Source organism: Pseudomonas sp. GW460-LB5 (assembly GCF_059423245.1).
Genome location: NZ_JBWKXT010000023.1, coordinates 60439 through 84655, shown reverse-complemented (window position 1 = coordinate 84655; position 24217 = coordinate 60439). Strand labels below are relative to the sequence as shown.

General features: G+C 62.1%; 19 protein-coding genes. 12 read left to right on the top strand and 7 right to left on the bottom strand.

The window, feature by feature from the left end:
- The 5 genes from AC07XM_RS15790 to glnT form a co-directional block, all read right to left on the bottom strand.
- Nucleotides 1-711: ammonium transporter (locus AC07XM_RS15790; protein ID WP_146026079.1), on the bottom strand; the 711-nt coding region annotated here is incomplete at its 3' end.
- A 147-nt stretch (nucleotides 712-858) separates the two neighbouring features.
- Nucleotides 859-2184 (bottom strand): FMN-binding glutamate synthase family protein, encoded by a 1326-nt coding sequence (locus tag AC07XM_RS15785; RefSeq protein WP_102689156.1) that lies wholly within the window; start codon nucleotides 2182-2184, stop codon nucleotides 859-861.
- A gap of 15 nt (nucleotides 2185-2199) precedes the next feature.
- Nucleotides 2200-2874: a GltB/FmdC/FwdC-like GXGXG domain-containing protein gene (locus AC07XM_RS15780; RefSeq protein ID WP_102689157.1), complete on the bottom strand. Its 675-nt coding sequence runs from the start codon at nucleotides 2872-2874 to the stop codon at nucleotides 2200-2202.
- Between the two features lie 27 nt (nucleotides 2875-2901).
- Nucleotides 2902-3807 (bottom strand): class II glutamine amidotransferase, encoded by a 906-nt coding sequence (locus AC07XM_RS15775; protein WP_102689158.1) that lies wholly within the window; start codon nucleotides 3805-3807, stop codon nucleotides 2902-2904.
- A gap of 66 nt (nucleotides 3808-3873) precedes the next feature.
- The gene (glnT, locus tag AC07XM_RS15770) at nucleotides 3874-5208 is read right to left on the bottom strand and encodes a type III glutamate--ammonia ligase (RefSeq protein ID WP_102689159.1); all 1335 of its coding nucleotides are present in this window, start codon (nucleotides 5206-5208) and stop codon (nucleotides 3874-3876) included.
- 305 nt (nucleotides 5209-5513) lie between these two features.
- Between glnT and AC07XM_RS15765 the strand changes: the two genes are divergently transcribed.
- The 7 genes from AC07XM_RS15765 (at nucleotide 5514) to AC07XM_RS15735 (ending at nucleotide 13215) form a co-directional block, all read left to right on the top strand.
- A complete protein-coding gene (locus AC07XM_RS15765) occupies nucleotides 5514-6107 on the top strand; it encodes a helix-turn-helix domain-containing protein (protein ID WP_102689160.1) in 594 nt (197 codons plus the stop codon).
- A gap of 319 nt (nucleotides 6108-6426) precedes the next feature.
- Nucleotides 6427-7293: a formyltetrahydrofolate deformylase gene (gene purU, locus AC07XM_RS15760; protein ID WP_102689161.1), complete on the top strand. Its 867-nt coding sequence runs from the start codon at nucleotides 6427-6429 to the stop codon at nucleotides 7291-7293.
- On the top strand, nucleotides 7290-8201 hold the full coding sequence (gene folD / locus AC07XM_RS15755) for a bifunctional methylenetetrahydrofolate dehydrogenase/methenyltetrahydrofolate cyclohydrolase FolD (RefSeq protein ID WP_102689162.1): 912 nt from the start codon (nucleotides 7290-7292) through the stop codon (nucleotides 8199-8201). The genes purU and folD overlap by 4 nt, the downstream gene beginning before the upstream one ends.
- Nucleotides 8183-9424 (top strand): FAD-dependent oxidoreductase, encoded by a 1242-nt coding sequence (locus tag AC07XM_RS15750; protein WP_102689163.1) that lies wholly within the window; start codon nucleotides 8183-8185, stop codon nucleotides 9422-9424. Before folD ends, AC07XM_RS15750 begins: the two co-directional genes overlap by 19 nt.
- A gap of 12 nt (nucleotides 9425-9436) precedes the next feature.
- A complete protein-coding gene (locus AC07XM_RS15745) occupies nucleotides 9437-9742 on the top strand; it encodes a sarcosine oxidase subunit delta (protein ID WP_102689164.1) in 306 nt (101 codons plus the stop codon).
- Nucleotides 9739-12642 carry a 2Fe-2S iron-sulfur cluster-binding protein gene (locus AC07XM_RS15740; RefSeq protein ID WP_102689165.1) on the top strand — a complete coding sequence of 968 codons (2904 nt, stop codon included), beginning with the start codon at nucleotides 9739-9741 and terminating at the stop codon, nucleotides 12640-12642. The genes AC07XM_RS15745 and AC07XM_RS15740 overlap by 4 nt, the downstream gene beginning before the upstream one ends.
- A 3-nt stretch (nucleotides 12643-12645) precedes the next feature.
- Nucleotides 12646-13215, top strand: coding sequence for a sarcosine oxidase subunit gamma (locus AC07XM_RS15735; protein WP_102689166.1), 570 nt, complete (start codon nucleotides 12646-12648; stop codon nucleotides 13213-13215).
- Nucleotides 13216-13294: 79 nt separating this feature from the next.
- On the opposite strand, the gene AC07XM_RS15730 is transcribed toward AC07XM_RS15735, so the two are convergent.
- Complete coding sequence (locus AC07XM_RS15730) at nucleotides 13295-14341, bottom strand: GlxA family transcriptional regulator (protein ID WP_102689167.1); 1047 nt, start codon at nucleotides 14339-14341, stop codon at nucleotides 13295-13297.
- 206 nt (nucleotides 14342-14547) lie between these two features.
- On the opposite strand from AC07XM_RS15730, the gene AC07XM_RS15725 reads away from it, so the two are divergent.
- The 5 genes from AC07XM_RS15725 to AC07XM_RS15705 all read left to right on the top strand — a co-directional run bounded on the left by AC07XM_RS15725 (nucleotide 14548) and on the right by AC07XM_RS15705 (nucleotide 21690).
- The gene (locus tag AC07XM_RS15725) at nucleotides 14548-15939 is read left to right on the top strand and encodes an NAD(P)/FAD-dependent oxidoreductase (RefSeq protein WP_102689168.1); all 1392 of its coding nucleotides are present in this window, start codon (nucleotides 14548-14550) and stop codon (nucleotides 15937-15939) included.
- A gap of 17 nt (nucleotides 15940-15956) precedes the next feature.
- Nucleotides 15957-16925, top strand: a complete 969-nt coding sequence (locus AC07XM_RS15720; protein WP_102689169.1) for an NAD(P)-dependent oxidoreductase — start codon at nucleotides 15957-15959, stop codon at nucleotides 16923-16925.
- Entirely contained in the window at nucleotides 16922-18373 is a 1452-nt protein-coding gene (locus AC07XM_RS15715) for an aldehyde dehydrogenase family protein (RefSeq protein ID WP_102689170.1), read from the top strand. The genes AC07XM_RS15720 and AC07XM_RS15715 overlap by 4 nt, the downstream gene beginning before the upstream one ends.
- 103 nt (nucleotides 18374-18476) lie before the next feature.
- Nucleotides 18477-20120, top strand: coding sequence for an acetolactate synthase large subunit (locus AC07XM_RS15710; protein WP_102689205.1), 1644 nt, complete (start codon nucleotides 18477-18479; stop codon nucleotides 20118-20120).
- Between the two features lie 241 nt (nucleotides 20121-20361).
- On the top strand, nucleotides 20362-21690 hold the full coding sequence (locus AC07XM_RS15705; RefSeq protein ID WP_102689171.1) for an MFS transporter: 1329 nt from the start codon (nucleotides 20362-20364) through the stop codon (nucleotides 21688-21690).
- A gap of 235 nt (nucleotides 21691-21925) precedes the next feature.
- Here AC07XM_RS15705 and AC07XM_RS15700 read toward each other — a convergent pair whose 3' ends face one another.
- Nucleotides 21926-23986: a TonB-dependent receptor gene (locus AC07XM_RS15700; RefSeq protein ID WP_102689172.1), complete on the bottom strand. Its 2061-nt coding sequence runs from the start codon at nucleotides 23984-23986 to the stop codon at nucleotides 21926-21928.
- Between the last annotated feature and the right edge of the window lie 231 nt (nucleotides 23987-24217).

Genomic DNA, 24217 nt, shown 5'->3' with positions numbered 1-24217 from the left:
CAAAAGGCCCGCCCCCACTAAGGTGAAGCCGAGGTTGTGCGGCGGCATGGCCATCTGCGGATAGCCCTTGCGCTTGCCGAGCATCAGTGCAGCAGCCAGGGCCGCCACGCCGGAATTGATATGCACGGCGGTACCGCCGGCAAAATCGAGCACGCCCCAGTTGACCATCAAAGCCCCCGGACCGCCCCAGACCATGTGCGCGATGGGCGCGTACACCAGCACGAACCAGGCGCCCATGAACAGCAGCGAGGCGCTGAATTTCATGCGCTCGGCAAAGCCGCCGGCGATCAGCGCCGGAGTGATGATGGCAAAGGTCAGCTGGAACACGGCGAAGACACCTTCGGGGATGGTCCCCACCAGGCTGTCGTGGCCGATGTTGAGCATCAGCGCCTTGCTCAGGCCGCCGATAAAGCTGTTGAGGGTCAGCTTGCCCTCTACCATGCCTTCGGTGCTGACCACCAGGCTGTAGCCGAACAGCACCCAGAGGATACCGATAACACCGGCCACGGCGAACAGCTGGGTGAACACCGACAGCAGGTTCTTGGCTCGCACCATGCCGCCGTAGAACAGCGCCAGGCCCGGGATGCACATCATCAGAACGAACATCGCCGCGCAGATCATCCAGGCGGTGTTGCCGGTATCGAGGCTGGGTTCGGCGGCACTGGCCTGGGTAGCGAGCAAGGACAACACAACAGCGAGAGACAGCTTCATGCGGGGCACTCCTGTGTGATCGGGACAAGATAGGAGCCGGCTTACCGGCGATGCGGGCCGGGCCTGCATTCCACGGCCCTCAAGCTGTGGCGCGGCCGGTGGCCCTATCGCCGGCAAGCCGGCTCCTACAGAGACGGGGCTGGGCTGTCAGTACTGCGCCTGACCTGGCACCCACGCGGTGCCCGCCAGCGGCACCCGAGCCATGGCCGCTGCCTCAACGGTCAACGCCACCAAATCCTCAGGATCGAGGTTGTGCAGGTGCGACTTGCCGCAGGCACGGGCCATGGTCTGCGCTTCCAGCACCAGCACTCGCAGGTAGTTGGCTAGGCGCCGACCAGCCTCTTCCGGGTTCAGGCGCTTGGCCAGCTCGGGGTCTTGGGTGGTGATGCCGGCCGGGTCGCGGCCGTTCTGCCAGTCGTCGTAGAACCCGGCGGCCGAGCCGATCTTCTTCAACTCAGCGTCCAGCCGCGGGTGGTTGTCGCCCAGGGCAATCAGCGCCGCCGTGCCGATGGCCACGGCATCAGCACCCAGGGCCATGGCCTTGGCCACATCGGCACCGTTGCGGATGCCACCGGAGACGATCAGCTGCACCTTGCGGTGCATGCCCATCTCCTGCAACGCCTGCACCGCCTGTGGAATGGCCGGCAGGATCGGGATGCCGACGTGTTCGATGAACACTTCCTGAGTCGCGGCAGTACCGCCCTGCATGCCGTCGAGGACAATCACGTCGGCACCCGCCTTCACCGCCAGCTTGACGTCGTAGTACGGGCGGCTGGCGCCGATCTTCACGTAGATCGGTTTCTCCCAGTCGGTGATCTCGCGGATCTCGGCAATCTTGATCGCCAGGTCATCCGGGCCGGTCCAGTCCGGGTGGCGGCAGGCGCTGCGCTGGTCGACGCCGATCGGCAAGGTGCGCATGCCGGCCACGCGCTCGGTGACCTTCATGCCCAGCAGCATGCCGCCACCGCCCGGCTTGGCGCCCTGGCCGAGGACGATTTCGATGGCGTCGGCCTTGCGCAGGTCATCGGGGTTCATGCCATAGCGCGACGGCAGGTACTGGTACACCAGGTGCTGCGACTGGCCGCGTTCTTCCGGGGTCATGCCGCCGTCGCCGGTGGTGGTGCTGGTGCCGGCAATGGTCGCGCCACGGCCCAGGGCCTCCTTGGCGTTGGCCGACAGCGCGCCGAAACTCATGCCGGCGATGGTCACCGGAATTTTCAGGTGGATCGGCTTCTTGGCGAAGCGGGTGCCAAGCAGCACATCGGTGCCGCATTTCTCGCGGTAGCCTTCCAGCGGGTAGCGCGACACGCTGGCACCGAGCAGCAGCAGGTCGTCGAAGTGCGGCACGCGGCGCTTGGTGCCACCGCCGCGGATGTCGTAGATGCCGGTTTCGGCGGCACGCTGGATTTCCTGGATGGTCAGGCGGTCGAAGGTGGCCGACTCACGCAGTACCGGGGGGAATTGCTCGCTCATGGGAATGCTCCTGGATCAGTACGCGCTGGCGTTGTCGACTTTGAAGTTGTACAGCTGGCGAGCCGAGCCGTAGCGTTTGAAATCGGCGGCCTTGTGGTCCAGGCCGGCCTTGTTCAGCAGTTCCTGCAGCTCTTGCAGGTGCTCGGCGCGCATCTCTTTCTCGATGCAGTCCGAGCCCAGCGACTGCACCGAACCCTTGACGTAGATACGCACCTCGTACAGCGAATCGCCCAGCGCATCGCCGGCATCACCACACACCACCAAACGCCCGGCCTGGCCCATGAAGCAGCTCATGTGGCCAATGCTGCCGCCGACGACGATATCCACGCCCTTCATGGAAATACCGCAACGCGCGCCGGCGTCGCCCTCGATCACCAGCAGCCCGCCATGGGCGGTGGCGCCGGCGGCCTGGGAGGCGCTGCCCTTGACCCGCACCGAGCCGGACATCATGTTTTCGGCCACGCCGACACCGACGTTGCCATGCACGGTGACACTGGCCTGCTGGTTCATGCCGGCGCAGTAGTAGCCGGCGTGGCCTTCGATATCCACGGCCACGGCGGCGTTGATGCCCACGGCCAGGTTGTGCTTGCCGTCGGGGTGGGTCACCCGCCATTCGTGGTCCTGCACCTCACCGTGCAAGGACTGATTGAGGACACGCACCGAGGTGCTGGAAAGGTCGATCGTCTTCATGTGGTTCTCCAGTGGTTCGGTGGCAGGTCAGGCGCTTTCGCGTTCCCAGACGTACAGGGTGGCCGGGGCCGGTTCCCAGACCTTGGCGTTCTCGATGCCCGGCAGGCTGGCCAGCGCCTGGTACTCCGAGGCCATGGCCACGTAGTCGTCGGTCTCGGCCAGCACGGCGGGCTTGCAGGCGATCGGGTCGCGGATCACGGCAAAGCCGTTGCGGGTGCCGATGGCGAAGGTGAAGAAGCCGTCCAGGTCTTCCAAGGCGCCATCCAGGGCCTGGGCCAGGCTGTCTCCCTGCTGCAGGCGCCAGGTAAGGTAGCCGGCGGCCACTTCGGTGTCGTTGTCGGTCTCGAAGCTGATGCCTTCGCGCTTGAGCTCCTGGCGCAGGCGGAAGTGGTTGGACAGCGAGCCGTTATGCACCAGGCACAGGTCGGCGCCGGTGGAGAACGGATGGCTGCCTTCCATGGTCACGGCGCTTTCGGTGGCCATGCGGGTATGGCCGATGATGTGGCTGCCTTTCATGCCGACCAGGCCGAAGCGGCTGGAGATTTCCGCCGGCAGGCCCATGCCCTTGAGGATCTCGATGCTCTGCCCGGCGCTCATGATGCGCACGTCAGGGGCCAGTTCGCTGAGGGCCTGGCGGGCCAACGCCTCGCGGGTGTGCACCTTGAGCACGGCGGCGCTGGCGTTCTGGAACCAATCCAGCGAGCAGCCCAGGCGCCCTTCCAGCTGGCCCATCAGGGTCACCCAGGGGTAGTTGATGTCAGTAGCCTGCAGGGTCAGCTTGACCCAGCCATCGGCCACTTCGTCGCCGTAGATGGCAAAGCCGGCGCTGTCCGGGCCACGGTCGGTCATGGCTTCGAGCATGGGTTCGAAGAGCTTGCCAAGCTGGGTTTCCAGCTCAGGTTTTTTAAGGTACAGACCTACGATTCCACACATGGTGATGCTCCTTACTAGGCAGTGGGCGACCGCCTTCGTGCTGGCCGCCCAAGGGATTGGGGGCGGTCAGAAAAATTCGGTGTAACGCTGGATTTCCCAGTCGGAGACATGGCGGCAGTACTCCACCCACTCCATGCGCTTGAGCTTGATGAACTCGTCGACGATCTCGGCGCCCAGCACTTCGCGGAACAGCGGGTCGGCCTCCAGGGCATCGGCGGCTTCCTTCAACGATTGCGGCAAGGTCTTGATGCCGCGTGCGGCAATCTCTTCCAGGCTCAGGTTGTAGAGGTTCTCGTTGCAGATCTCGCCCGGCTCCAGCTGACGGTCGATGCCATCGAGGCCGGCAGCGATGATCGCGGCGGTGACCAAGTACGGGTTGCAGCCAGCGTCCGGCAGGCGGAACTCCAGGCGGCCATAGGGGATGCGCACCATCGCCGAGCGGTTGTTGGCGCCGTAGGCGACAAACGCCGGGGCCCAGGTGGCGCCGGATAGCGAGCGGCCGACTACCAGGCGCTTGTACGAGTTGACCGTGGGCGCGGCGAAGGCGCACAGCGCCGGGCCATGGGCCAGCAGGCCTGCGGCAAAGTGGTAGGCCAGCTTCGACAGGCCCATGCCGCTGCTGTCGGACGGGTCATGGAACAGGTTCTTGTTGGTGCTGCTGGCCAGCGACAGGTGGAAGTGCATGCCATTGCCGGCGCGCTTGGGGTCGGGCTTGGGCATGAACGAGCAGATCATCCCCAGGTCGTTGGCGATCTCGCCGGCGGCCATGCGGAAGAAGGTGAAGCGGTCGGCCGACTCCATGGCGTCGCTGTAGGTGTAGTTGATCTCGAACTGGCCGTTGGCGTCCTCGTGGTCGATCTGGTAGATGTCGAAGCCCACCGGCTGCAACGCCTCAGTCAGGCGTTCGAGGAACAGCCGCGAGCGCGACAGGCCCTTGTAGTCGTAGCACGGCTTGTCGAGGTTGTCGGACGCGTCCACCAGTTGCAGCTTGCCATCCTCGTCGCGGCGGAACAGGCTGAATTCGGGCTCAAGGCCAGTGTTCAGGGTCCAGCCTTTGTCGGCCAGGCGCTGCACCTGCTGCTGCAACACGTAGCGGCTGTCGTAGGGCCAAGGCTGGCCATTTACGTGGCCTACACATACCACCCGGCCGTAACCCGGCTGCCACGGTACCGGGATCAAGGTGGAAAGGTCGCCACGAGCCATGAAGTCGGGGCCGTGCGGTTCCATGCCCATGCCGCAGATGGCGAACCCAGCAAAGCCGGCGCCCTCCTCGGCCACCATCTTCAGGCCCGAGACCGGCACCGATTTGGTCTTCGCCGAGCCATGGATATCGACGAACTGCGCCAGCACGTACTTGATGCCGTGCTGATCGAGGGTGCGCTGGGTTTCTGCTGGCAACATGGGTTGATCACTCCTGGGTTAGGGCACAGCAAGGTTGGCCTGGATAAATTTCAGATAAGGAAACTTACTTTCACCACAGGAATGCAACTGCCTTGCCAACTTTGCCACTGGATCGCCTTGATCGCCGTAAGCCGGCTCCTCCAGGTCACGCAAACCCCGTAGGAGCTGGCTTGCCGGCGATAGAACCATTGGCCCCCCAAGCATTTCCCGTTGAATTATGGGAAACTCCCTTTCACATAAGGAAACTCACGCACTTTCCAGGTGCGAAAATATTATTCTTGAACTGAAACCGTGCAGGACACCGAATGTCGACCGAGAACGAACCGCGCCTACGCCTGGAGCAGTACCTGGGCATGCAGATCAAGCGCCAGCGCCAGGCGCAATCCTTGAAGCTGGCCGACGTGGCCCGTATCGCCGGCATCAGCCAGGGCATGTTGAGCAAGATCGAAAACGCCCAGGTGTCCACCAGCCTCGACACCCTCAGCCGCCTGTGCGACGTGCTGGGCATGCCCATGGCCAAGCTGTTCAGTCAGTACGACCAACCCGACGGCAACGCCTTGCTGGTAAAGGCCGGTGAAGGGCTGGAAGTGGTGCGCCGCGGCACAGAGAAAGGCCATACCTACCAGCTGTTGAACCACACCCGAGGGCCGAAGAAAAACTTCGAGGCGTATATGGTGAGCATGGACGATGCGAGTGAAGAGTTTCCAACCTTTGCCCACCCCGGAACGGAGTTCCTGCACTTGCTGGAGGGCGAGCTGGTGTATCGACATGGCAACCAGTTGTACCCGATGAAAGCCGGCGACAGCCTGACGTTCGACGGTGAAACGCCCCACGGGCCGGAGAAGCTGGTGCAAGTGCCGATACGGTTGTTGTCGATCATGAATTACGGCAGCGACTGACGCGCAAATCTCCCGCCGCCCTCATCGCCGGCAATTAGGCCCCCGCAGGTACAGCACAACCGAAGCACAGGTGATTCTTTGGGAGCGGCCTTGAAGCCGCTGCCCAAGGGCCGTGCCAATAGTGAACTGACACCACCCTGCTCACCCTCCAACTTTCCTCTCAAGCAAAAAAATTTCACAAACCGCTAGACCCACGCCACCACTTCGCCTATAAATCCGCAAAAGGAAATTTATATTCCTACGAAGAAATAACATAGCATCATCCCCTTTCGCCCTTGTGCCAGACCTGCCCTACTCTCCCCGCCACGAGGACACTTTCATGCACCCCGCTCCCGACCATTTCATCCTGCGCGTCAGCTGCCCGGCCGTGTCCGGCATCGTCGCCGCGGTGACCACCTACCTGGCCGAGCACGGTTGCTACATCAGCGAAATGGCGCAGTTCGACGACGAGGACAACGGCCGCTTCTTCATGCGTGCGGTGTTCCGCTACAACACTGGCGTGAGCGGTGACACCCCGCAACTGGAAGCGGGTTTTGCCGATGTGGCCGGGCGTTTTGACATGGACTGGAGCTTGCACAGCAGCGCCAAGCCCATGCGCGTGCTGCTGATGGTGAGCAAGTTCGACCATTGCCTGAGCGACCTGCTGTACCGCCACGCCAAGGGCGAGCTGGACATGACAATCACCGCCGTGGTGTCCAACCACCTCGACCTGCGCGCCATGGCCGAGCGTCAGGGAATTCGCTTCGTCTACCTGCCGGTGACTAAAGAAACCAAGGCCGACCAGGAAGCGGCGCTGATGCGCATCGTCGAGGACACCGGCACGGAGCTCGTGGTACTGGCCCGCTACATGCAGATTTTGTCCGACGACCTGTGCCGCCAGCTCAGCGGCAAGGCGATCAACATCCACCACTCGTTCCTGCCCGGCTTCAAGGGCGCCAAGCCCTACCACCAGGCGTACCAGCGCGGGGTGAAGCTGATCGGCGCCACCGCACACTACGTCACCAGCGACCTCGACGAAGGCCCGATCATCGAACAGGAAGTACAACGCGTGGACCATGCCTACACGCCCGACGACCTGGTGGCGATCGGCCGGGACACCGAAACCATCGCCCTGTCCCGCGCGGTCAAGTACCACTTGGAGCACCGAGTGTTCCTCAACCACGACCGCACGGTGATCTTCAAATGAACGCCATTCCCGGTATCAAGCTGATCGACGGCAAGGCCACCGCGGCGCGGGTGCTGGCCGAGGTACGCGAGCAAGTGCAGGAACTGCGCCAGGGCGGCGTGCAGCCGGGCCTGGCGGTGGTGCTGGTGGGCGCCGACGCTGCCAGCCAGGTGTACGTGCGCAACAAGGTGCTGCGTGCCGAAGAGGTGGGCATCCGCTCGCTGGAGCATCGCCTGCCCGCCAACACCAGCCAGGCCGAGCTGCTGGCCTTGATCGACCGCCTCAACCGCGACGCCGAGGTCAACGGCATCCTCGTGCAATTGCCGTTGCCGGTCCATATCGACGAACACCGCATTCTCCAGGCGATCAGCCCACTGAAGGATGTGGACGGTTTCCACAGCGAGAACGTCGGCGGCCTGGCCCAGGGCCGCGATGTGCTCACCCCGTGCACGCCCAGCGGCTGCATGCGCCTGCTGCGCGATGCCTGTGGCGAGCTGCGCGGCAAGCATGCGGTGGTGGTCGGCCGCTCGAACATCGTCGGCAAGCCCATGGCCGCCCTGCTGCTGCAGGCCGACTGCACGGTGACCGTGGTGCACTCGCGCAGCCGCGACCTGCCGGCGTTGTGTCGCCAGGCCGACATCCTGGTGGCCGCAGTGGGCAAGCCGCGGCTGATTGGTGCCGACTGGCTCAAGCCCGGCGCGGTGGTGATCGATGTCGGTATCAACCGCATCGACGAAGGCGGCCACAGCCGCCTGGTCGGCGATGTCGACTTCGCCGCCGCACTGCCCCAGGTGGCCGGCATCACCCCGGTGCCCGGCGGGGTCGGCCCGATGACCATCGCCTACCTGATGAAAAACACCCTGCTCGCCCTCGACCTGCAACAACAGGCCGCCCACCAGGAGCGCACCCCATGCCTTTCGCCCTGCTGAAATACGGCCTGAGCGCCGACTACCCGGTGGAGGTCGACCTGCCACCACCGTGCGACCTCAAGCCACGCTATGACGTGGTGATCATCGGCGGCGGCGGCCACGGCGTGGCCATCGCCTACTACCTGGCCAAGTACCACGGCATCACCAATGTCGCCGTGCTGGAAAAGGCCTATCTCGGTGGCGGCAACACTGCACGCAACACTGCGGTGATCCGCTCCAACTACCTCACCAGTGAGGGTGTGCGCTTTTACGCAGAATCGGTGCGCATGTTCCAGAACCTGTCGAACGAGTTCGACTTCAACATCATGTATTCCGAGCGCGGCCAGCTCACCCTTGCGCATACCGACGCCACCGTGCGCGCCTTCCGCCAGCGCGCCGAGGTCAACAGGCACTTCGGTGGCCGCACGGAAATGATCGACCGCCAGCAGATCCGCGAACTGGTGCCAAGCCTGAACCTGGACCCGGGCCACCTGCCAGTGCTGGCCGGCCTGTGGCACATCGACGGCGCCACCGCGCGCCACGACGCAGTGGCCTGGGGCTACGCCAAGCAGGCGGCCAAGCGCGGCGTCGAGATCCACCATCTGACCGAAGTGCAGGACCTGCTGATCCGCAATGGCCGCATCGAGGCAGTGAAGACCAACCGTGGCACCGTGCAGTGCGGTTGCGTGGTGCAGGCCGTGGCCGGGGCCAGTTCGCTGCTGATGGCCAAGGCCGGCATCCGTGCGCCGATCCATACCTACCCGCTGCAGGCCATGGTCACCCAGCCGTTCAAGCCGTTCCTCGATCCGCTGGTCAGCTCGTCGGCGCTGCACTGCTACGTGCAGCAGACCAGCCGTGGCGAGATCGTCTTTGGCGGCGGCTCCGACCCCTACCCGCTGTACAACACCCGCTCCACCCTCGACCTCAAGGAAAGCCTGCTGGCCCACGCCATCGAGATGTTCCCGTTCATGGCCAACGCCAAGCTGATGCGCCAATGGGCCGGGATCACCGACATGACACCGGACTACAGCCCGATCATGGGCCTGTCGCCGGTGCACAACTATTACCTGGACGCCGGCTGGGGCACCTGGGGTTTCAAGGCCACGCCGATCTGCGGCAAGACCATGGCCGAGCTGGTCGCCAGTGGCGGCAAGGTACCGGAACTGATCGCACCCTTTGCCCTGGAGCGCTTCAGCCGCTTCCAGCAAGTCAACGAAATGGGCGCTACCGCGGCCAGCCACTAAGGAGCGACGACGATGAAGATCCTGACCTGCCCCTTGAACGGCCCGCGCAATATCAGCGAGTTCACCTACGGCGGCGAATTCAGGCACATGCCCGACCCGGCCAACTGCAGCGACGCCGAATGGGCCGACTATGTGTTCAACAGCGACAACCTGGCCGGGGTGGTGACCGAATGGTGGCTGCACAACGCCTCCAGCTACTGGTTCCTGGCCGAACGCCACACGGTGAGCGACCAGGTGCTGCGCACCTTCGACCCGAAAGAACTGTTCGACCGCCGCGTCGACTTCACCCCCGCCGCCACCCCGGAGATTGCCGGATGAACAGCCACACTCGCCTCCCCGCACCCATGGGCCTGCTGATCGACCGCGAGCGGCCCCTGCACTTCCAGTTCGACGGCCAGGCCTGCCAGGGCTTTGCCGGTGACAGCATCGCCAGCGCCCTGCTCGGCAGCGGCCGCTGGCTGCTGTCGCGCTCGTTCAAGTACCACCGCCCGCGCGGTCCGCTGAGCATGGCCGGGCAGGATGCCAACACCCTGGTGCAGCTGCCGGACGAGCCCAATGTGCTGGCCGACCTGGAAGCCGCCCGCGATGGCCTGGTGGTCGAAGGGCAGAACTTCAACGGTAGCCTGGCGCACGACCGCGATGCCTACCTGGGCAAGTTTTCGCGCTTCATGCCGGTGGGCTTCTATTACCGCTCGTTCTACAAGCCCAAGGGCATGTGGAAGGTGTGGGAGCCGCTGATCCGCAAGAAGGCCGGCCTGGGCGTGCTCGACCTCGGTTTCAGGCCGCAGTATTACGACAAGGCCTATCTGTTCGTCGATCTGGCCGTCATCGGCGCTGGCCCGGCGGGCCTGCGTGCGGCACTGGACGCGGCCAATGCCGGGGCCAAGGTGTTGCTGATCGAACAACAGCCGGTGCTTGGCGGCTCGCTCACCTACGCCCGCTTCGACATTGCCGGCACCCGCGCCACCGGCCTGCGCCAGGAATTGCTGGCAGCCGTCGAGGGCCACCCGAACATCCAGGTGCTGCTGGAAGCCACCTGCAACGGCTGGTTCACCGACAACTACCTGCCGGTGATCCAGCACAAACGCCTGTACAAGGTGCGCGCCAGCCGCTGCCTGGTGGCGGCCGGTGCGTTCGACCAGCCGGTGGTGTTCCGCAACAACGACCTGCCGGGGGTCATGCTGACCAGCGCCGCGCAGCGGCTGATGAAGCTGTACGCGGTCAAGCCGGGCCAGCGCGCGGTAATCCTCACCGGCCACGATGACGGCTACCTCGCCGCCCTCGACCTGCAGGAGCAAGGCGTGGCCGTGGCCGCGGTGGTCGACATGCGCGCCGCGCCAGCCGATGCCGCAATGGCCGCAGAACTGAAGCGCCGCGATATACCCGTGCACCTGGGCAGCACCGTGTACGAAGCCCTGCACGAAGCGGGCATGCGCCACGTGAGTGGCGTGGATATTCGCCCGATCACCGGCCAGGGCAAGGTCGGCCCGCATGGCCTGCGCCTGGCCTGCGACCTGCTGTGCATGTCGGCAGGCTACATGCCGGTGTACCAGTTGCTGTGCCAGGCTGGCGGCAAGCTGGCCTACGATGTGAACCGCGACGAATTCGCCATCAGCAACCTGCCGGCCGGGCTGGATATCGCCGGCTCGGTGAACGGCCGTCACGCACTGGGCAATGTGCTGGCTGACGCCACTCGCGGGGCTGCCGATGCGCTGGCAGCGCTGGGCCTGGAAGCGCCAGTGCAGCCAGTGTTCAGTGCCGAAGCCAAGGTCAACTTCCCCTGGCCAATCTTCCCCCACCCCAAGGGCAAGGATTTCGTCGATTTCGACGAAGACCTGCAAGTGCGCGACATCGTCAACGCCACCCGCAGCGGCTACCGCGACGTGCAGCTGGTCAAGCGCTTTTCCACGGTCGGCATGGGCCCGTCCCAGGGCCGCCACTCGGCGCTGCCGACCGCCCGCCTGGTGGCCCACGCCACCGGGCGCAGCATCAGCGAAACCGGGGTGACCACCGCCCGGCCACCGTTCCAGGCGGAAAAACTGGCCCACGTCGCCGGCCGCGCCTTCGACCCGTACCGGCAAACACCGATGCATCGCCGCCACCTGGAAGCCGGGGCGAAGATGATGCCGGCCGGCCTCTGGCAGCGCCCGGCCTATTATGGCAAGCCCGAGGAACGCGAACGCTGCATGCAGGAGGAAGCCCGCCATGTGCGCGAGAAGGTCGGCCTGATCGACGTTTCCACCCTCGGTGGCCTGGATGTGCGCGGCCCCGACGCCGCCGAACTGCTGGAGCGCCTTTACACCTTCGGCTTCGCCAAGCTGGCCATCGGCCGCACCCGCTACGCGCTGATGACCAACGAGCACGGCGTGGTGATCGATGATGGCGTGTGCGCCCGGCTGGGCGAGCAGCACTTCTACGTCACCGCCACCACCAGCGGCGTCGACCGCATCTACCAGCAGATGCTGAAGTGGAACGCGCAATGGCGCCTGGATGTGGACGTCACCAACGTCACCGCCGCCCTGGCCGCGGTCAACCTGGCCGGGCCGCTGTCACGCCAGGTGCTGGCCAAGGTATGTGACGATGTGGACCTGTCGGCCGAGGCCTTCCGTTACCTCGGCGTACGCCAGGGCAATGTGGCCGGTATTGCCGCGCGCATCCTGCGGGTCGGCTTTGTGGGTGAACTGGGCTACGAAGTGCACGTGCCGGCGCGCCACGCCGAGCGCCTGTGGGATGCCTTGATGCAGGCCGGCGCGGGGTTGGGCATTCGCCCGTTCGGCGTCGAGACCCAGCGCCTGCTGCGCCTGGAAAAAGGCCACGTGATCATCAGCCAGGACACCGACGGCATGACCCACCCGGCGGAGATCGACATGCAGTGGGCCATGGGCCGCAAGAAGCCATTCTTCGTCGGCAAGCGCTCGATCGAGATCCTCGAGGCGCAGCCGCTCAAGCGCAAACTGGTCGGCTTCACTCTGCCCAAGGGCAGCCCACAGCCGCTGGAGGGGCATCTGGTGCTGGACGGGGCGGACATCAGCGGCAACGTCACATCCTGCGAATACTCGCAAACCCTGGGGCAGATCATCGGCCTGGCTTACGCCGGTGCCCATCAGGCCAAGCCTGGCATGCACATCCCGATCCGCGTGGAGGGCGGCAAGATCGTCCAGGCGCAGGTGGTGAAATTGCCGTTTTACGACCCCGAGAATATCCGTCAGGAGGTGTAAGTGATGACCAGTCTGTTGAAAGCCGACAGCTTCGAAGAACGCAGCCCGCAGGCGGTGTTGGCTCAGCCTTGCACCCTCACCGACCTGACCGCCGTGGCTCGGGTGGGGTTTCGCGGCGCCGACAGCGCCGCCTGGTTGCAGACCCATGGCTATCGACTGCCGGCGCAGCCCAACAAGGCCGAACGCCAGGACGACGGCGCCTGGGTGGCGCGGCTGTCGCATACGGAGTATTTACTGCTGGGCGCCCTCGCCGACCACGGTGCGCCGGTGGCGGCGCTGGAAGCGCAGTGGATGCTGGACGACAACGCGCGCAATTACCTGCTGCCGCGCCAGGACAGCCATGCCTGGCTGCAACTAGCTGGAGATCAGGCCAGTGCGGTGATGGCCAAGCTGTGCGGGGTGGATTTGCGCGAAGGCGCGTTCGCCATGGGCAGCGTGGCGCAAACCTCGGCGGCGCGGACCAATGTGATCGTGGTGAATACAGGGAGGGCGTTGCAGTTGCTGTTCGATCGCCCGTCGCTGGACTATTTCCTGGGGGCGGTGAGTGATGCCATGGTGGAATTTGAAGAATAAGGCTGACCATGAGTAGCGAATAGGCTGAGCATTGCTGATCCATCAAGCCGCCTGCGGACCGGCGCAGCCGGCTTGACGCTCATAGCTCGGGATCCAAACCAACACGTTCGTTAGTCCATTCAAAGCGCTCCACCTCGTGCCGACGCTTGCGGAAGCTGTAGGGCGTTTCGCCGTACTGCTTCCGGAACCAGAGTATGAAATGGGAAGCGTCCGAGAAACCGCAGGCCAGCGCAATGGTAGTGATGTTCTGACTGGTATTGACCAGCAAGCGCCTGGCGTGATCGAGACGCAGCTTGCGCCAATAATTGGCGGGAGGTTCTTGCGTATTGGCTACGAACTCGCGGTGCAACTGTCGAGGATGCGTACCGACAGCACTGGCAACTGCCTGGATGGTAAGGGATGATCCGAGATTCTCGCGCATAAAAGCGATGGCTCGTTGAACGCGGTCGTTTTGATAGACCCCACCTTCAGATCCCGTCGCCTCCTCTTCGTTTCGCTCCTCGACCAGCAGGTACTCCAGGCCTTTCTGTGCCCGAACGGCCCCGCAGTGGCGGCGTATCAGACTGGCCGCCAGATCAATGGCCGTGCCACCAGGACAAGTGATGATTCCGCGATCATCGACATAGTTCTTGTCGATCACCGCAGTGGACAGCGGGAAGCGCTCCTTGAACTCCTCTCGCAGGGTGAAATGCAGCGCGCATCGCCGGCCATCAAGCAGCCCAGCCTTGCCCAGCACGAAAGAACCGGAGCACAACGCTATGATCGGAATGTTGGCAGCATGCACATCCCGTAGAGCGTCGAGCAGCCAGTCCGGCGGGTTGCGCGTCTCACCGAGCAACCCCCCGGCAATCACGATGTAGTCATACTGAGCCCAGAGGTTCAGGGGTTTGGTCGGTGAGATAGGCATGCCGCAGCTGGCCACAATGGGCTGGTCATTCAGCGTCATCCAATCCCACTGACAAAACACCTGCTGACTGCGAAAGGACTTGTCAGCCGCAAACCGCAAGGAGTCCACCAGCCCGGCAACCGGTACCAAGGTGAAGTGGTTCATCAAGACAAAGCCGACCCTCAACTCTGGCTTGATGGAGGCAGGAACGCTGCTTTGTTCTTCGGATTCCCGGACCACTGCGAATCACCTCGGCTTGTTGGACTGCCCAATTCTAAAGCACCCCCGCGGTCCTACATATCATATCAATCTCAGCTAATGGGAAGTTTAGGACATTCAGTGCGAATAGGCGCAAGCGTACGATCAATTGTCATGTGCGTAATATCTAGGCGGCCGTTTACTGAGCATCATGTTGACAAAAACCAACATGCTCAAAGGCACTCACTATGTACCGTGGATTCTGGTATGCCCAGGCACTCGACCTGGACAGCGATCTGGCCCCTGCTCTGCAGGATGCAATTCAAGCGGATGTCTGCATTGTCGGCGGCGGCTTCCTTGGCCTTTGGTCGGCCATCCGCCTGAAGCAGGCGCACCCGGAAAAAACCATCGTTATCGTCGAGCGCGATCGTTGCGGTTCTGGTGCCAGCGGGCGTAACGGTGGGGTCGCCACGAACTGGTGGGGCAAGTACCTGTCGGTGCGTACCATCTGCGGTGACGTCGAAGCCCGACGCATCTGTGAAGCAGCTGAATCGGCCATCGACGAAATTGGCAGCTTCTGCCAGGAGCACGGTATCGATGCCCAGTACCGTAAAGACGGTTGGTTGTGGACTGCCACCAACCAGCGGCAGATGGGCTCCTGGAAGGTGCTGACCGACGGTCTGCAGAAGCTCAATGTCAACCCGTTCCAGGAACTGGACCGTGAGACCATTCGCGGCCGCGTGGGCTCGCCGTTGGTTCTGGGCGGTATCTACGACCCTAACGCCGCGACTGTGCAGCCTGCCATGCTGGCGCGCGGCCTGCGCCGCGTCGCCCTCAAGCTTGGGGTGAAGATCTTCGAAAAATCGCCATTCACCCACCTTGAGCGCGGCAAGAATCCCGTGGTGCACACGGCTATGGGGCGTGTGAAGGCCAACCATGTTGTGCTCGCACTAAACGCCTGGGGTGCACAGTTCCCCGAGCTGCGTCGCATGATTGCCATCATGTCCAGCGACATGGTGGCAACCGCCCCGGTGAAAGCCAAGCTCGACGCCATCGGCTTCAGTGGCGGTGAGTGCATGACCGACTCGCGCACCGTGCTCAACTACTGGCGCAACACCCCGGATGGCCGCGTCGTGTTTGGTAAGCCCCTGGGCCAGTTCGCCTACGCCGGTCGCATCGGCAACCTTTACGAAAAACCATCGCCGGCCGCCGACAAGGTCGCTGCCGAACTGCGCCGTCTGTACCCACAACTGCAGGATGTGCCGGTTGTCAGCAGCTGGACCGGCCCGATCGACCGTGCCATGAAAGGCCTGCCGAACTTCGGCTACCTCGACCATCACGGGACTGTCAGCTACGGCATTGGCTTCTCGGGCAACGGCGTGGCCACCACAGTCTTCGCCAGCCGCATCATCAAATCGCTGGCCACCCATGCCAATGACGAGTGGGCCAACTGTGGCCTGGTCAACCAGAAGATGAAACTGCTGCCGCCAGAGCCCTTCCGCTTCTTCGGCGCGCACATGGTGCGCGATGCACTGGTGCGTAAAGAGTCCCTAGAAGACCACGATCAGGATGCTGGCTTCATCACCCGCCAGCTGGTTTCCATGGCGCCAGCCGGCTATGTCCCTGCCCAGAAGAAATAAGTATCAGGATCAGGATTATGAGTGAGCATATTGTTTTTCTCGACGACGACGGTCTTGCCGCATCGACGCGACTTAAACGCCCTGACTGCGAGCATAGTTGGCAGCAGTTTGCCTATACCCATCCCGACCAGGTGCTTGAGCACCTGAAGGACGCCACCGTAGCGCTGACGTGCAGCGTGCCGCTGCGTGAAGAGCACCTGCGTCAGTTGCCGAAACTGAAGATGATTTCGCTGGCACTGACCGGCCGCGACATCGTCGACGTCGATTACTGCGATGCACACGGCATCGAGGTAGCCAGCGTACCTGGCTATGCCGCGAACACCGTCGCCGAACACAGCATGGCGATGATGCTCGAGCTGTTCCGTCGCCCGGCCGCTTTCAGCCGCCTGATGCGCAAGGTGCATGCCGGGCAGGCTGAGTACAAGAATATCTACTTCGACCACCGCATCCGCGATGTGCGCGGCAAACAGATGGCGATCATCGGCAGCGGCCCGATTGCCGTCCGCTTGGCAGCGCTCGCTCGCGCGTTCGGTATGGAAGTCTTGTTCGAAGACCGTGGCGGCAAGCGCCCGGGGCCGGACAACCGCCCGCTGGACAGCCTGCTCAAGAGTTGCGATGTGCTGTCGATCAACGCGCCATTGACGCCTGAAACCTACAACATGATTGATGCCCAGAAGCTCGCGCTCATGAAAAGTGACGCCGTGGTCATCAACACCGGTCGCGGCGGCATCGTCAACGAAGCCGCCCTGATCGATGCCTTGCAAAATGGTCGCCTGGGTGGCGTTGCACTCGACGTGGTTGAAGTTGAACCGCTGCATCCAAGCAACCCGCTGTTCGCGCTTATCGATCGCGACGACTTCATCCTCAACCCGCACATCGCCTGGAGCAGTGAGGATGCCATGCAGCAGCTAATGGATCGCGCAGTCGACAACATCACTGATTTCGTAGCCCGCCACAATACTCAAACAAGGACTTGCACCGCATGACCATCGCCACCAAAAGCAGCTTCGTCGACGGCGCTTTCGTAGCCCTGGACAGCGGCACCGATATCCTCGAAAACCGCAACCCTTCCAACCCAGGTGAAGTGGTCGAGCGCTTCGTGCGTGCCGACCAGTTGCTGACCGAGCAGGCAATCACAGCCGCACGGCGCGCCCAGCCGGCATGGGCGCGCAGCAATCCGCAGCAGCGCGCCGATGCGCTGGACTTCATTGGCAGCGAGATTCTTGCACGCCGTCAAGAACTGGCCACCCTGCTCGCCCGCGAGGAAGGTAAGATCGTTCGCGAAGCGCTGGGTGAAGTCGACCGCGCCGGACGCTCGTTCAAGTTCTATGCCCAGGAGGCGCTGCGCGCCGAGGGCGAGAAATACCAGTCGGTGCGCCAGGACGTCGGCATCGACGTGTTCACTCAACCCCTGGGTGTGATTGGCATCATCGCGCCGTGGAACTTTCCGATTGCCATCCCCGCCTGGAAGATCGCGCCAGCGCTGTGCTTCGGCAACTGCGTGGTATTCAAACCTGCCGAACTGGTCCCCTCCTCGGCCTGGGCCTTGGCCGAAATCATCAGCCGCTCGGGTTTGCCTGCTGGCGTGTTCAACATGCTGATCGGCCCAGGTCGCAGCGTGGGCGACACCATCATTCGCTCGCCAGAGGTAGACGGCATCAGCTTTACCGGCTCGGAAAATACGGGTCGCCAGATCGCCAAGCTCGCTGCTGAAGGCATGAAGAAAGTGCAGCTGGAGATGGGCGGTAAGAACCCGCTGATCGTACTGGACGATGCCGACCTGGAGCAGGCGGTGGACGTGGCGCTCAATGGCTCGTTCTTCAGCACCGGTCAGCGTTGCACGGCCAGCTCTCGAGTTATTGTCACCGAGGGTATTCACGACAAATTCGTAGCGCGCCTGGCCGAGCGTACTCAAGCACTGAAAGTAGGCGATGCATTGCAGGCCTCTACCGATATCGGCCCAGTGGTGGATGGTCGGCAGCTGGAGCAGAACCTGTCCTACGTAATCAGCGGATGTGAACAGGGTGCCAAGCTGGTGTGTGGCGGTGAGCGCATCGAAAACCAGGCTGGCGCCTACCTCTTCACACCGGCTCTGTTCACCGAAGTGACGCCCGACATGCGCATCTATCGCGAAGAGATCTTCGGACCGGTATTGAGCGTGCTGAAGGTGCGGGATTACGACGAGGCCTTCGCTGCGGCAGAGGACACCGCTTTCGGTCTTTCGGCGGGCATTGTCACCACCTCGCTGCGCCACGCCGAGCATTTCAAGCGCAACAGTACGGCAGGCATGGTGATGGTTAACCTGCCTACGGCTGGGGTGGATTATCACGTGCCGTTTGGCGGCAATGGCGCATCGAGCCTGGGTTCGCGTGAGCAAGGCACCCACGCCCGTCAATTCTTCACCCGCGTCAAGACCACCTACCAGTTGGCCTGAAGTCACTGGTCCCAACGCAAGCTGTTCCTCGCGGGATCGACGCTGGAGTCGGTCTCGTGAAGCCTGGTGTAAGAACAATTATAGAGTTGAGGTAGTGAGCAAGATGGCCAAGGCCGCCGATGTCGTTGTGCAATGCCTGGAAAACGAAGGTGTCGAGTATGTGTTCGGCATTCCTGGTGAGGAAAACCTCGACCTGCTGGAATCCCTGCGCAAGTCGAAGATCAAGCTGGTACTGACCCGTCACGAGCAGTCTGCAGGTTTCATGGCTGCCACCTACGGTCGCCTGACCGGCAAGACCGGCGTCAGCCTGTCGACCCTCGGCCCGGGTGCCACCAACCTGGTCACTGCCAGCGCCTACGCGTATCTCGGCGGCATGCCGATGATGATGATCACCGGCCAGAAGCCGATCAAGAAGTCCAAGCAGGGCCGCTTCCAGATCATCGACGTGTGCGGCATGATGGACCCCATCACCAAGTACACCCACCAGTTCGCCTCGGCCGACAACATCCCGGCGCGCATGCGCGAAGCCTTCCGCCTGGCTGAGGAAGAAAAGCCGGGGGCCGTGCACCTGGAGCTGCCAGAAGACATCGCTGCCGAGCAAACCGACTCGCTACCCATTCCGCCAAGCCTGCACCGCCGTCCACTGGCAGAGCACAAGGCCATCGAAGCTGCCGTGGCGAAACTGCAGGCCGCTCGCAGCCCAATCCTGGTGATCGGCGCCGGTGCCAACCGCAAGATGACCGCCAAGGTCCTCAAGCAGCTGATCGACAAGACCGGCATCCCGTTCATCACCACCCAGATGGGTAAAGGTGTGGTCGACGAGCGTCACCCGCGCTTCCTGGGTAACGCTGCGCTGTCGTCCGGTGACTTCGTTCACCGCGCCATCGAAGCCGCCGACCTGATCATCAACATTGGCCACGACGTCATCGAGAAGCCACCGTTCTTCATGGTCCGCGGCGGTACCGAAGTCATCCACATCAGCTTCCGCTCCGCCGAAGTCGATGCCGTGTACTTCCCGCAGGTGGAAGTCATCGGCGACATCGCCAATGCCGTGTGGCAGATCAGCGAAGCACTGAACGAGACCGCGCACTGGGACTTCACCCGCCTGATGACCATTCGTGAGGCCAACGAAGCGCAGATCGTGGAAGGTGGCGACGATGATCGCTTCCCTGTCTACCCACAGCGCCTGGTCGCTGACATCCGTCGCGTACTGCCGTCCGAAGGCATCGTCGCCCTGGACAACGGTATCTACAAGATTTGGTTCGCTCGTAACTACAAGGCACACAAACCCAATACCGTGTTGCTGGACAACGCCCTGGCGACCATGGGCGCTGGCCTGCCATCAGCGATGGCGGCGCACCTGGTGCACCCGGATCGACCGGTGATCTCGGTGTGCGGCGACGGCGGCTTCATGATGAACAGCCAGGAGCTGGAAACCGCAGTGCGTCTGGGCATGCACATCACCGTGGTGATCCTGCGTGACGACGGTTACGGCATGATCCGCTGGAAACAGGCCAACATGGGCTTCACCGATTTCGGCCTGGACTACAGCAACCCGGATTTCGTGAAGTACGCCGAGTCTTACGGTGCCAACGGCTACCGCGTCGAGAGCGCCGATGCGTTGCTGCCCCTGCTGGACCACTGTGTTTCCAACCCCGGTGTGCACGTGATCGACTGCCCGGTGGATTACAGCGAAAACGATCGCATCCTGAATATAAACCTGCGCGAGCGTAGCGCGGCTGTCTGAGGAGAAACGATCCACCCAGTCACCTGAACTCTTGTGGTAACTAGTCCTTCTTGGGACGCGGGCGCTTTGCGCCCGTTTTTTGGAAACCCTTCATCAAAGGTTCAAATTAACCGTCCTTCTAATGCCTGTGGCCTGACAAGCCGCGCCATGGCTAATTCGTAAGCTGATCATGTGCCGCATGTTTCTTCACCGTGTCATGCCGCCAACAAGAAATAAAAGATCAGCCGTACTTGGAGACCCCATGACTCGTCCAACTCGTTCGATCGAAGATGTTCCACTCACCCGATTTCATCGGCTACTCACCTTGCGCTCCGCTGGCGGCTCCTTCGTCGACGGTTACATATTAAGCATCATCGGCATCGCATTGATGCCCACCTCTGCCGCACTCAATCTCAGCAGCTTCTGGGAGGGAATGATCGCGGCATCCGCCCTGATAGGCATTTTCTTCGGCGGTTTTCTCGGCGGCTCCCTGACCCAGCGCCTGGGCCGTAAACGGGTCTACTTTATTGGCCCAATCATATTTGTCGTCGCGTCACTGGCTCAATATTGGGTCAGCGACCCCCTCACCTTGTTTGCTCTTAGGCTGATATTGGGGATAGCGGTAGGCATCGAGTATCCGGTCGCCACCGCAATGCTTGTCGAATTCATGCCAAAAAAATATCGAGGCCCGCGCCTTGCCTGGTTCATGATCATCTGGTTTGCGGGCGCCGCCGTGGCCTATGGGCTGGGTGAGCTGATTTTGCGCATAGGGGGTGCTGATGCCTGGCGCCTGGTATTGGCAAGTGGCGCTGTGTTCGGCCTGGCGTTGATATGGGTTCGCGTAGGCTCACCCGAATCGCCGCGCTGGCTTTTGAGCAAAGGCCGCCCGAAAGAAGCCGAGCAAATCATCAAAGCCGTCTATGGCCCCGCATTTTCGCTGGAAAACCTTCCGGAAGAGCCGCAAACGCAATCGCTCTCCACCTGGTCGTTGCTCCGCGCGGGTTACGGGAAACGAATGTTTTTCGTGAGCGCATTCTGGACGTGCTCGATCATCCCGTTGTTTGGCGTTTATGCATTCGCCCCTAAAGTCATGTCGTCGTTGAACTTGGAAGGCGACCTCGCCTCCAGCGCCTCTTTCGGCATCACCTTGCTCTTCATTGCCGGATGCGCCGTGGCGGCCAAGCTGATCAATACATTGGGCCGGCGAAACCTGTTATTGCTCAGCCTTCTTCTTTCAGGCGTATCGCTGCTTGGCCTAGGAATCATGCACGCCAGCGGCCCTGTGGGAGTGCTGATGCTCTTCGGCCTCTATGCAGTGTCCATCGGCGGCGCGCAAGTGCTTGCGCTTGTATACCCCAATGAAATCTTTCCTACCGAGATTCGTACGCAGGCGGTCGGCCTTGGTACCTCGCTCTCCAGAATTGGGGCAGCCTTGGGCACCTATCTCGTGCCGATCTCACTTCAAGGTTACGGGATTGAATTTACGATGTACGCGGCAGCCGCCATCACCTTCGTCGGGCTGGCAATCAGCTGGATGCTGGCCCCCGAAACGCGCTCCATGAGCTTGCAGCAGGCCGCAGCACTGGGCTAACCAATCGCAAACGCCACCTGCTAATAGATGCAACAACAAGGCGAGCCCTGATACCTCAGAGCTCGCGTTGTTACACCAAGCGGACCAGAAATCAGCGCGCTTCGATGGCTGCTCCTACTGAGCGAACCTTGTTCAGTCGAACCCTTGGCCGGCGACAACGCCTTGAGATGGGCGGCCATGGCCTACAGGGCGGCATCGCTCCTGTCCGAGGACACTAGCGCGTGGATGTCGTGTGTCAGATCTTCAGATTAAGTGAAACGAAGGCGGTACGGCCAGGAGCCGGTGAAAACATGGGCCGGTCAGCACCGTCCCAGAAGAAATTGTCGTACCACACATACTCATACTCCCGGTCAGTCAGATTCTTGACCTGCAGGTCGACGCTCAGCGCGTCAGAATGGGTGTAACGCACACTGGCGTCGAGCAGCGCATATCCCCCATATTTACCCTGTTCATTCAGCGAATCCACGTAATAGTCACCTTGGGCGCGAGCCTGCAGACCAAAACGCCAGTGATCATCGAGCTGGTAGTCGGTACCCAGGTTGCTGATATGGCGCGGGGTCGAGAAGACTTCTTTGCCCGCCAGCGACTGACCGTCAGCGGCGTACGCGCTCACGACTTTCGCTTCCTGTATGGAGTGCGAGCCCCAAACGCTCCATTGCTCAGTCACGCTGGCATTGAATTGCAGGTCGATACCGCGGCGTCGTGTTTCGCCGAGACCAACCGAGGTACCCGTACTGGGCATGTTGGCCACCTCATCCGTCGCGTCTTGTTGCCATACCGCGATACGGGCTTCGGTCCCCATCACCGGGCTGAAGTTGACCCCCACTTCCTTGCCCGTGTTGATGGAGGGATCGAAACGCACCTGGCCCGGGGTCACATAGGCAGGCGCCGTTGAGCCGGTGAGAATCTGGAAGGTACGCCCCCAGTTGGCGTACACACTGATCTCAGGCGTGAGGCTATAAATGACGCTGAACTTAGGCTGACGGATCCAGCCGTAGTCCTGGAGATCTGCGTGCTCGCCGTTCAGCATATGAGTTTCGCCATAGAACCGATCCACGCGCATTGCGGGGATGATCTTCAACGCTTCGGTTGGCTGGATGACAGCCTGAACGTACCCGCCCACGTTATCCAAGGTGTAGGAGTCGTCGTTTTGAACGCGGGCGGGGGCCGCGTCGAAGTCGGTGGGAATGCTGTAGCGATAACGGTAGCGGCGGTACTCATTATTCTGGTGTTCGACATTCAACCCGCCATCCAAGGTCAGACCGTTGGAAGCAACCCAGGTCAGGTTACTCAACATACCGGTCTGTTGCTCGTCCCACTGACGGCGCTGCCGTGGCGCATCGCCAACGGGGATGCTACTGAAGGTGACTTTCCGGTCATCCTTGTAACTGTTGTAATAGACCTTGTTGCTCAGGCTAACGTCGTCGCGCATCTGCCAGTCGAAATGCACAGCCAGCTGCTTCATGTCACGGTCATCGCCGTCATTGGCGTTGCGCGGGTCGGAACTGCGGCGATCCGCGTCGAGCTCAGCCTTGGTCATGAAGCCCGCCTCGTCAGCCTCATGGTGGTAGAGACGCGCTACCAACCCAAGCTTCATCCTCGCCTCATCGTCGGTGTAGAACCATTTGCCGCTCAGCGAGTATTTTTCAGATGTATCGTGATCCCGATAGCCATCGGAGGTTTGACTGGCCAGGAAATAGTTCTGCGCAAAATTACCTGACTCCAGCCCAGTCGCCAGCTGAAGCTCCTGAGTATTGAAGCTGCCATAGGTCAGGCGGCTGTCGACGTAATTGCCCCCCTGCCGGGTAACCATATTGACGTTGCCGGCGATGTTATGCAGTCCATAACGCGGGTCGTTTGTCCCTCGAACCACCTCGATGTACTCAAGATCAAGGGGGAAGACCATCTCGATGAAACGCTGGTTCCCGCTATTGACGTTACTGGGAACGCCGTCGATCAATGTCTTGATCCCATTGATATAACCTTCACCATTGAATGCCCGGAAGCTGACTTTGCCCGACTCACCGCCTTGGCGAGTCTCCGTCATTTGGATGCCTGGCATCTGCCCAAGCAGCTCCCAGCTGTTCATGACAGCCTGGTCCTCGATTTTGTCAGCCCCGAGTACATCCACGGAAGTCATTACGCTACTTCCGGTCTGATAAACCTGTCCTCCACCAGAACCTCCTCCAATGTGGGTCTCGCCCAAAACAATGGTGGATTCTCCTGTTGACGCAGCGAGTGACTCACCAGCGGTGAAAGCTGCAAGGAGCGCAAAGGGAGCCAGATCGGTTTTCATCATTATCCTTAACGCGCGTGCTCACTGCCCTGTCTGAATCCCTCTCGCGGGATTACTGCCAAGGAGACGGCGGCGGTGGTCAGTCGTAAAACGGCCGGAGCCCTGAAGCTCCACCAGAAGAAGGGCGCAAATTTACGTTATATTATAACTTTTCACAAGCCATCCAACCGGCCTCTCAATGCGTGCTCAATGCCTCGATCCAAGGTGACTCTCTGCGCTCGTGCATGGCAA

What these genes read in the sequence shown, in the direction of transcription:
- AC07XM_RS15780 (WP_102689157.1), bottom strand. Translation starts at nt 2,874, where the DNA reads ATGAAGACGATCGACCTTTCCAGCACCTCGGTGCGTGTCCTCAATCAG.
- AC07XM_RS15750 (WP_102689163.1), top strand. Translation starts at nt 8,183, where the DNA reads ATGCCTTTCGCCCTGCTGAAATACGGCCTGAGCGCCGACTACCCGGTG.
- glnT (WP_102689159.1), bottom strand. Translation starts at nt 5,208, where the DNA reads ATGTTGCCAGCAGAAACCCAGCGCACCCTCGATCAGCACGGCATCAAG.
- AC07XM_RS15740 (WP_102689165.1), top strand. Translation starts at nt 9,739, where the DNA reads ATGAACAGCCACACTCGCCTCCCCGCACCCATGGGCCTGCTGATCGAC.
- folD (WP_102689162.1), top strand. Translation starts at nt 7,290, where the DNA reads ATGAACGCCATTCCCGGTATCAAGCTGATCGACGGCAAGGCCACCGCG.
- AC07XM_RS15735 (WP_102689166.1), top strand. Translation starts at nt 12,646, where the DNA reads ATGACCAGTCTGTTGAAAGCCGACAGCTTCGAAGAACGCAGCCCGCAG.
- AC07XM_RS15775 (WP_102689158.1), bottom strand. Translation starts at nt 3,807, where the DNA reads ATGTGTGGAATCGTAGGTCTGTACCTTAAAAAACCTGAGCTGGAAACC.
- AC07XM_RS15715 (WP_102689170.1), top strand. Translation starts at nt 16,922, where the DNA reads ATGACCATCGCCACCAAAAGCAGCTTCGTCGACGGCGCTTTCGTAGCC.
- AC07XM_RS15765 (WP_102689160.1), top strand. Translation starts at nt 5,514, where the DNA reads ATGTCGACCGAGAACGAACCGCGCCTACGCCTGGAGCAGTACCTGGGC.
- AC07XM_RS15700 (WP_102689172.1), bottom strand. Translation starts at nt 23,986, where the DNA reads ATGAAAACCGATCTGGCTCCCTTTGCGCTCCTTGCAGCTTTCACCGCT.
- AC07XM_RS15705 (WP_102689171.1), top strand. Translation starts at nt 20,362, where the DNA reads ATGACTCGTCCAACTCGTTCGATCGAAGATGTTCCACTCACCCGATTT.
- AC07XM_RS15720 (WP_102689169.1), top strand. Translation starts at nt 15,957, where the DNA reads ATGAGTGAGCATATTGTTTTTCTCGACGACGACGGTCTTGCCGCATCG.
- AC07XM_RS15785 (WP_102689156.1), bottom strand. Translation starts at nt 2,184, where the DNA reads ATGAGCGAGCAATTCCCCCCGGTACTGCGTGAGTCGGCCACCTTCGAC.
- AC07XM_RS15745 (WP_102689164.1), top strand. Translation starts at nt 9,437, where the DNA reads ATGAAGATCCTGACCTGCCCCTTGAACGGCCCGCGCAATATCAGCGAG.
- purU (WP_102689161.1), top strand. Translation starts at nt 6,427, where the DNA reads ATGCACCCCGCTCCCGACCATTTCATCCTGCGCGTCAGCTGCCCGGCC.
- AC07XM_RS15725 (WP_102689168.1), top strand. Translation starts at nt 14,548, where the DNA reads ATGTACCGTGGATTCTGGTATGCCCAGGCACTCGACCTGGACAGCGAT.
- AC07XM_RS15710 (WP_102689205.1), top strand. Translation starts at nt 18,477, where the DNA reads ATGGCCAAGGCCGCCGATGTCGTTGTGCAATGCCTGGAAAACGAAGGT.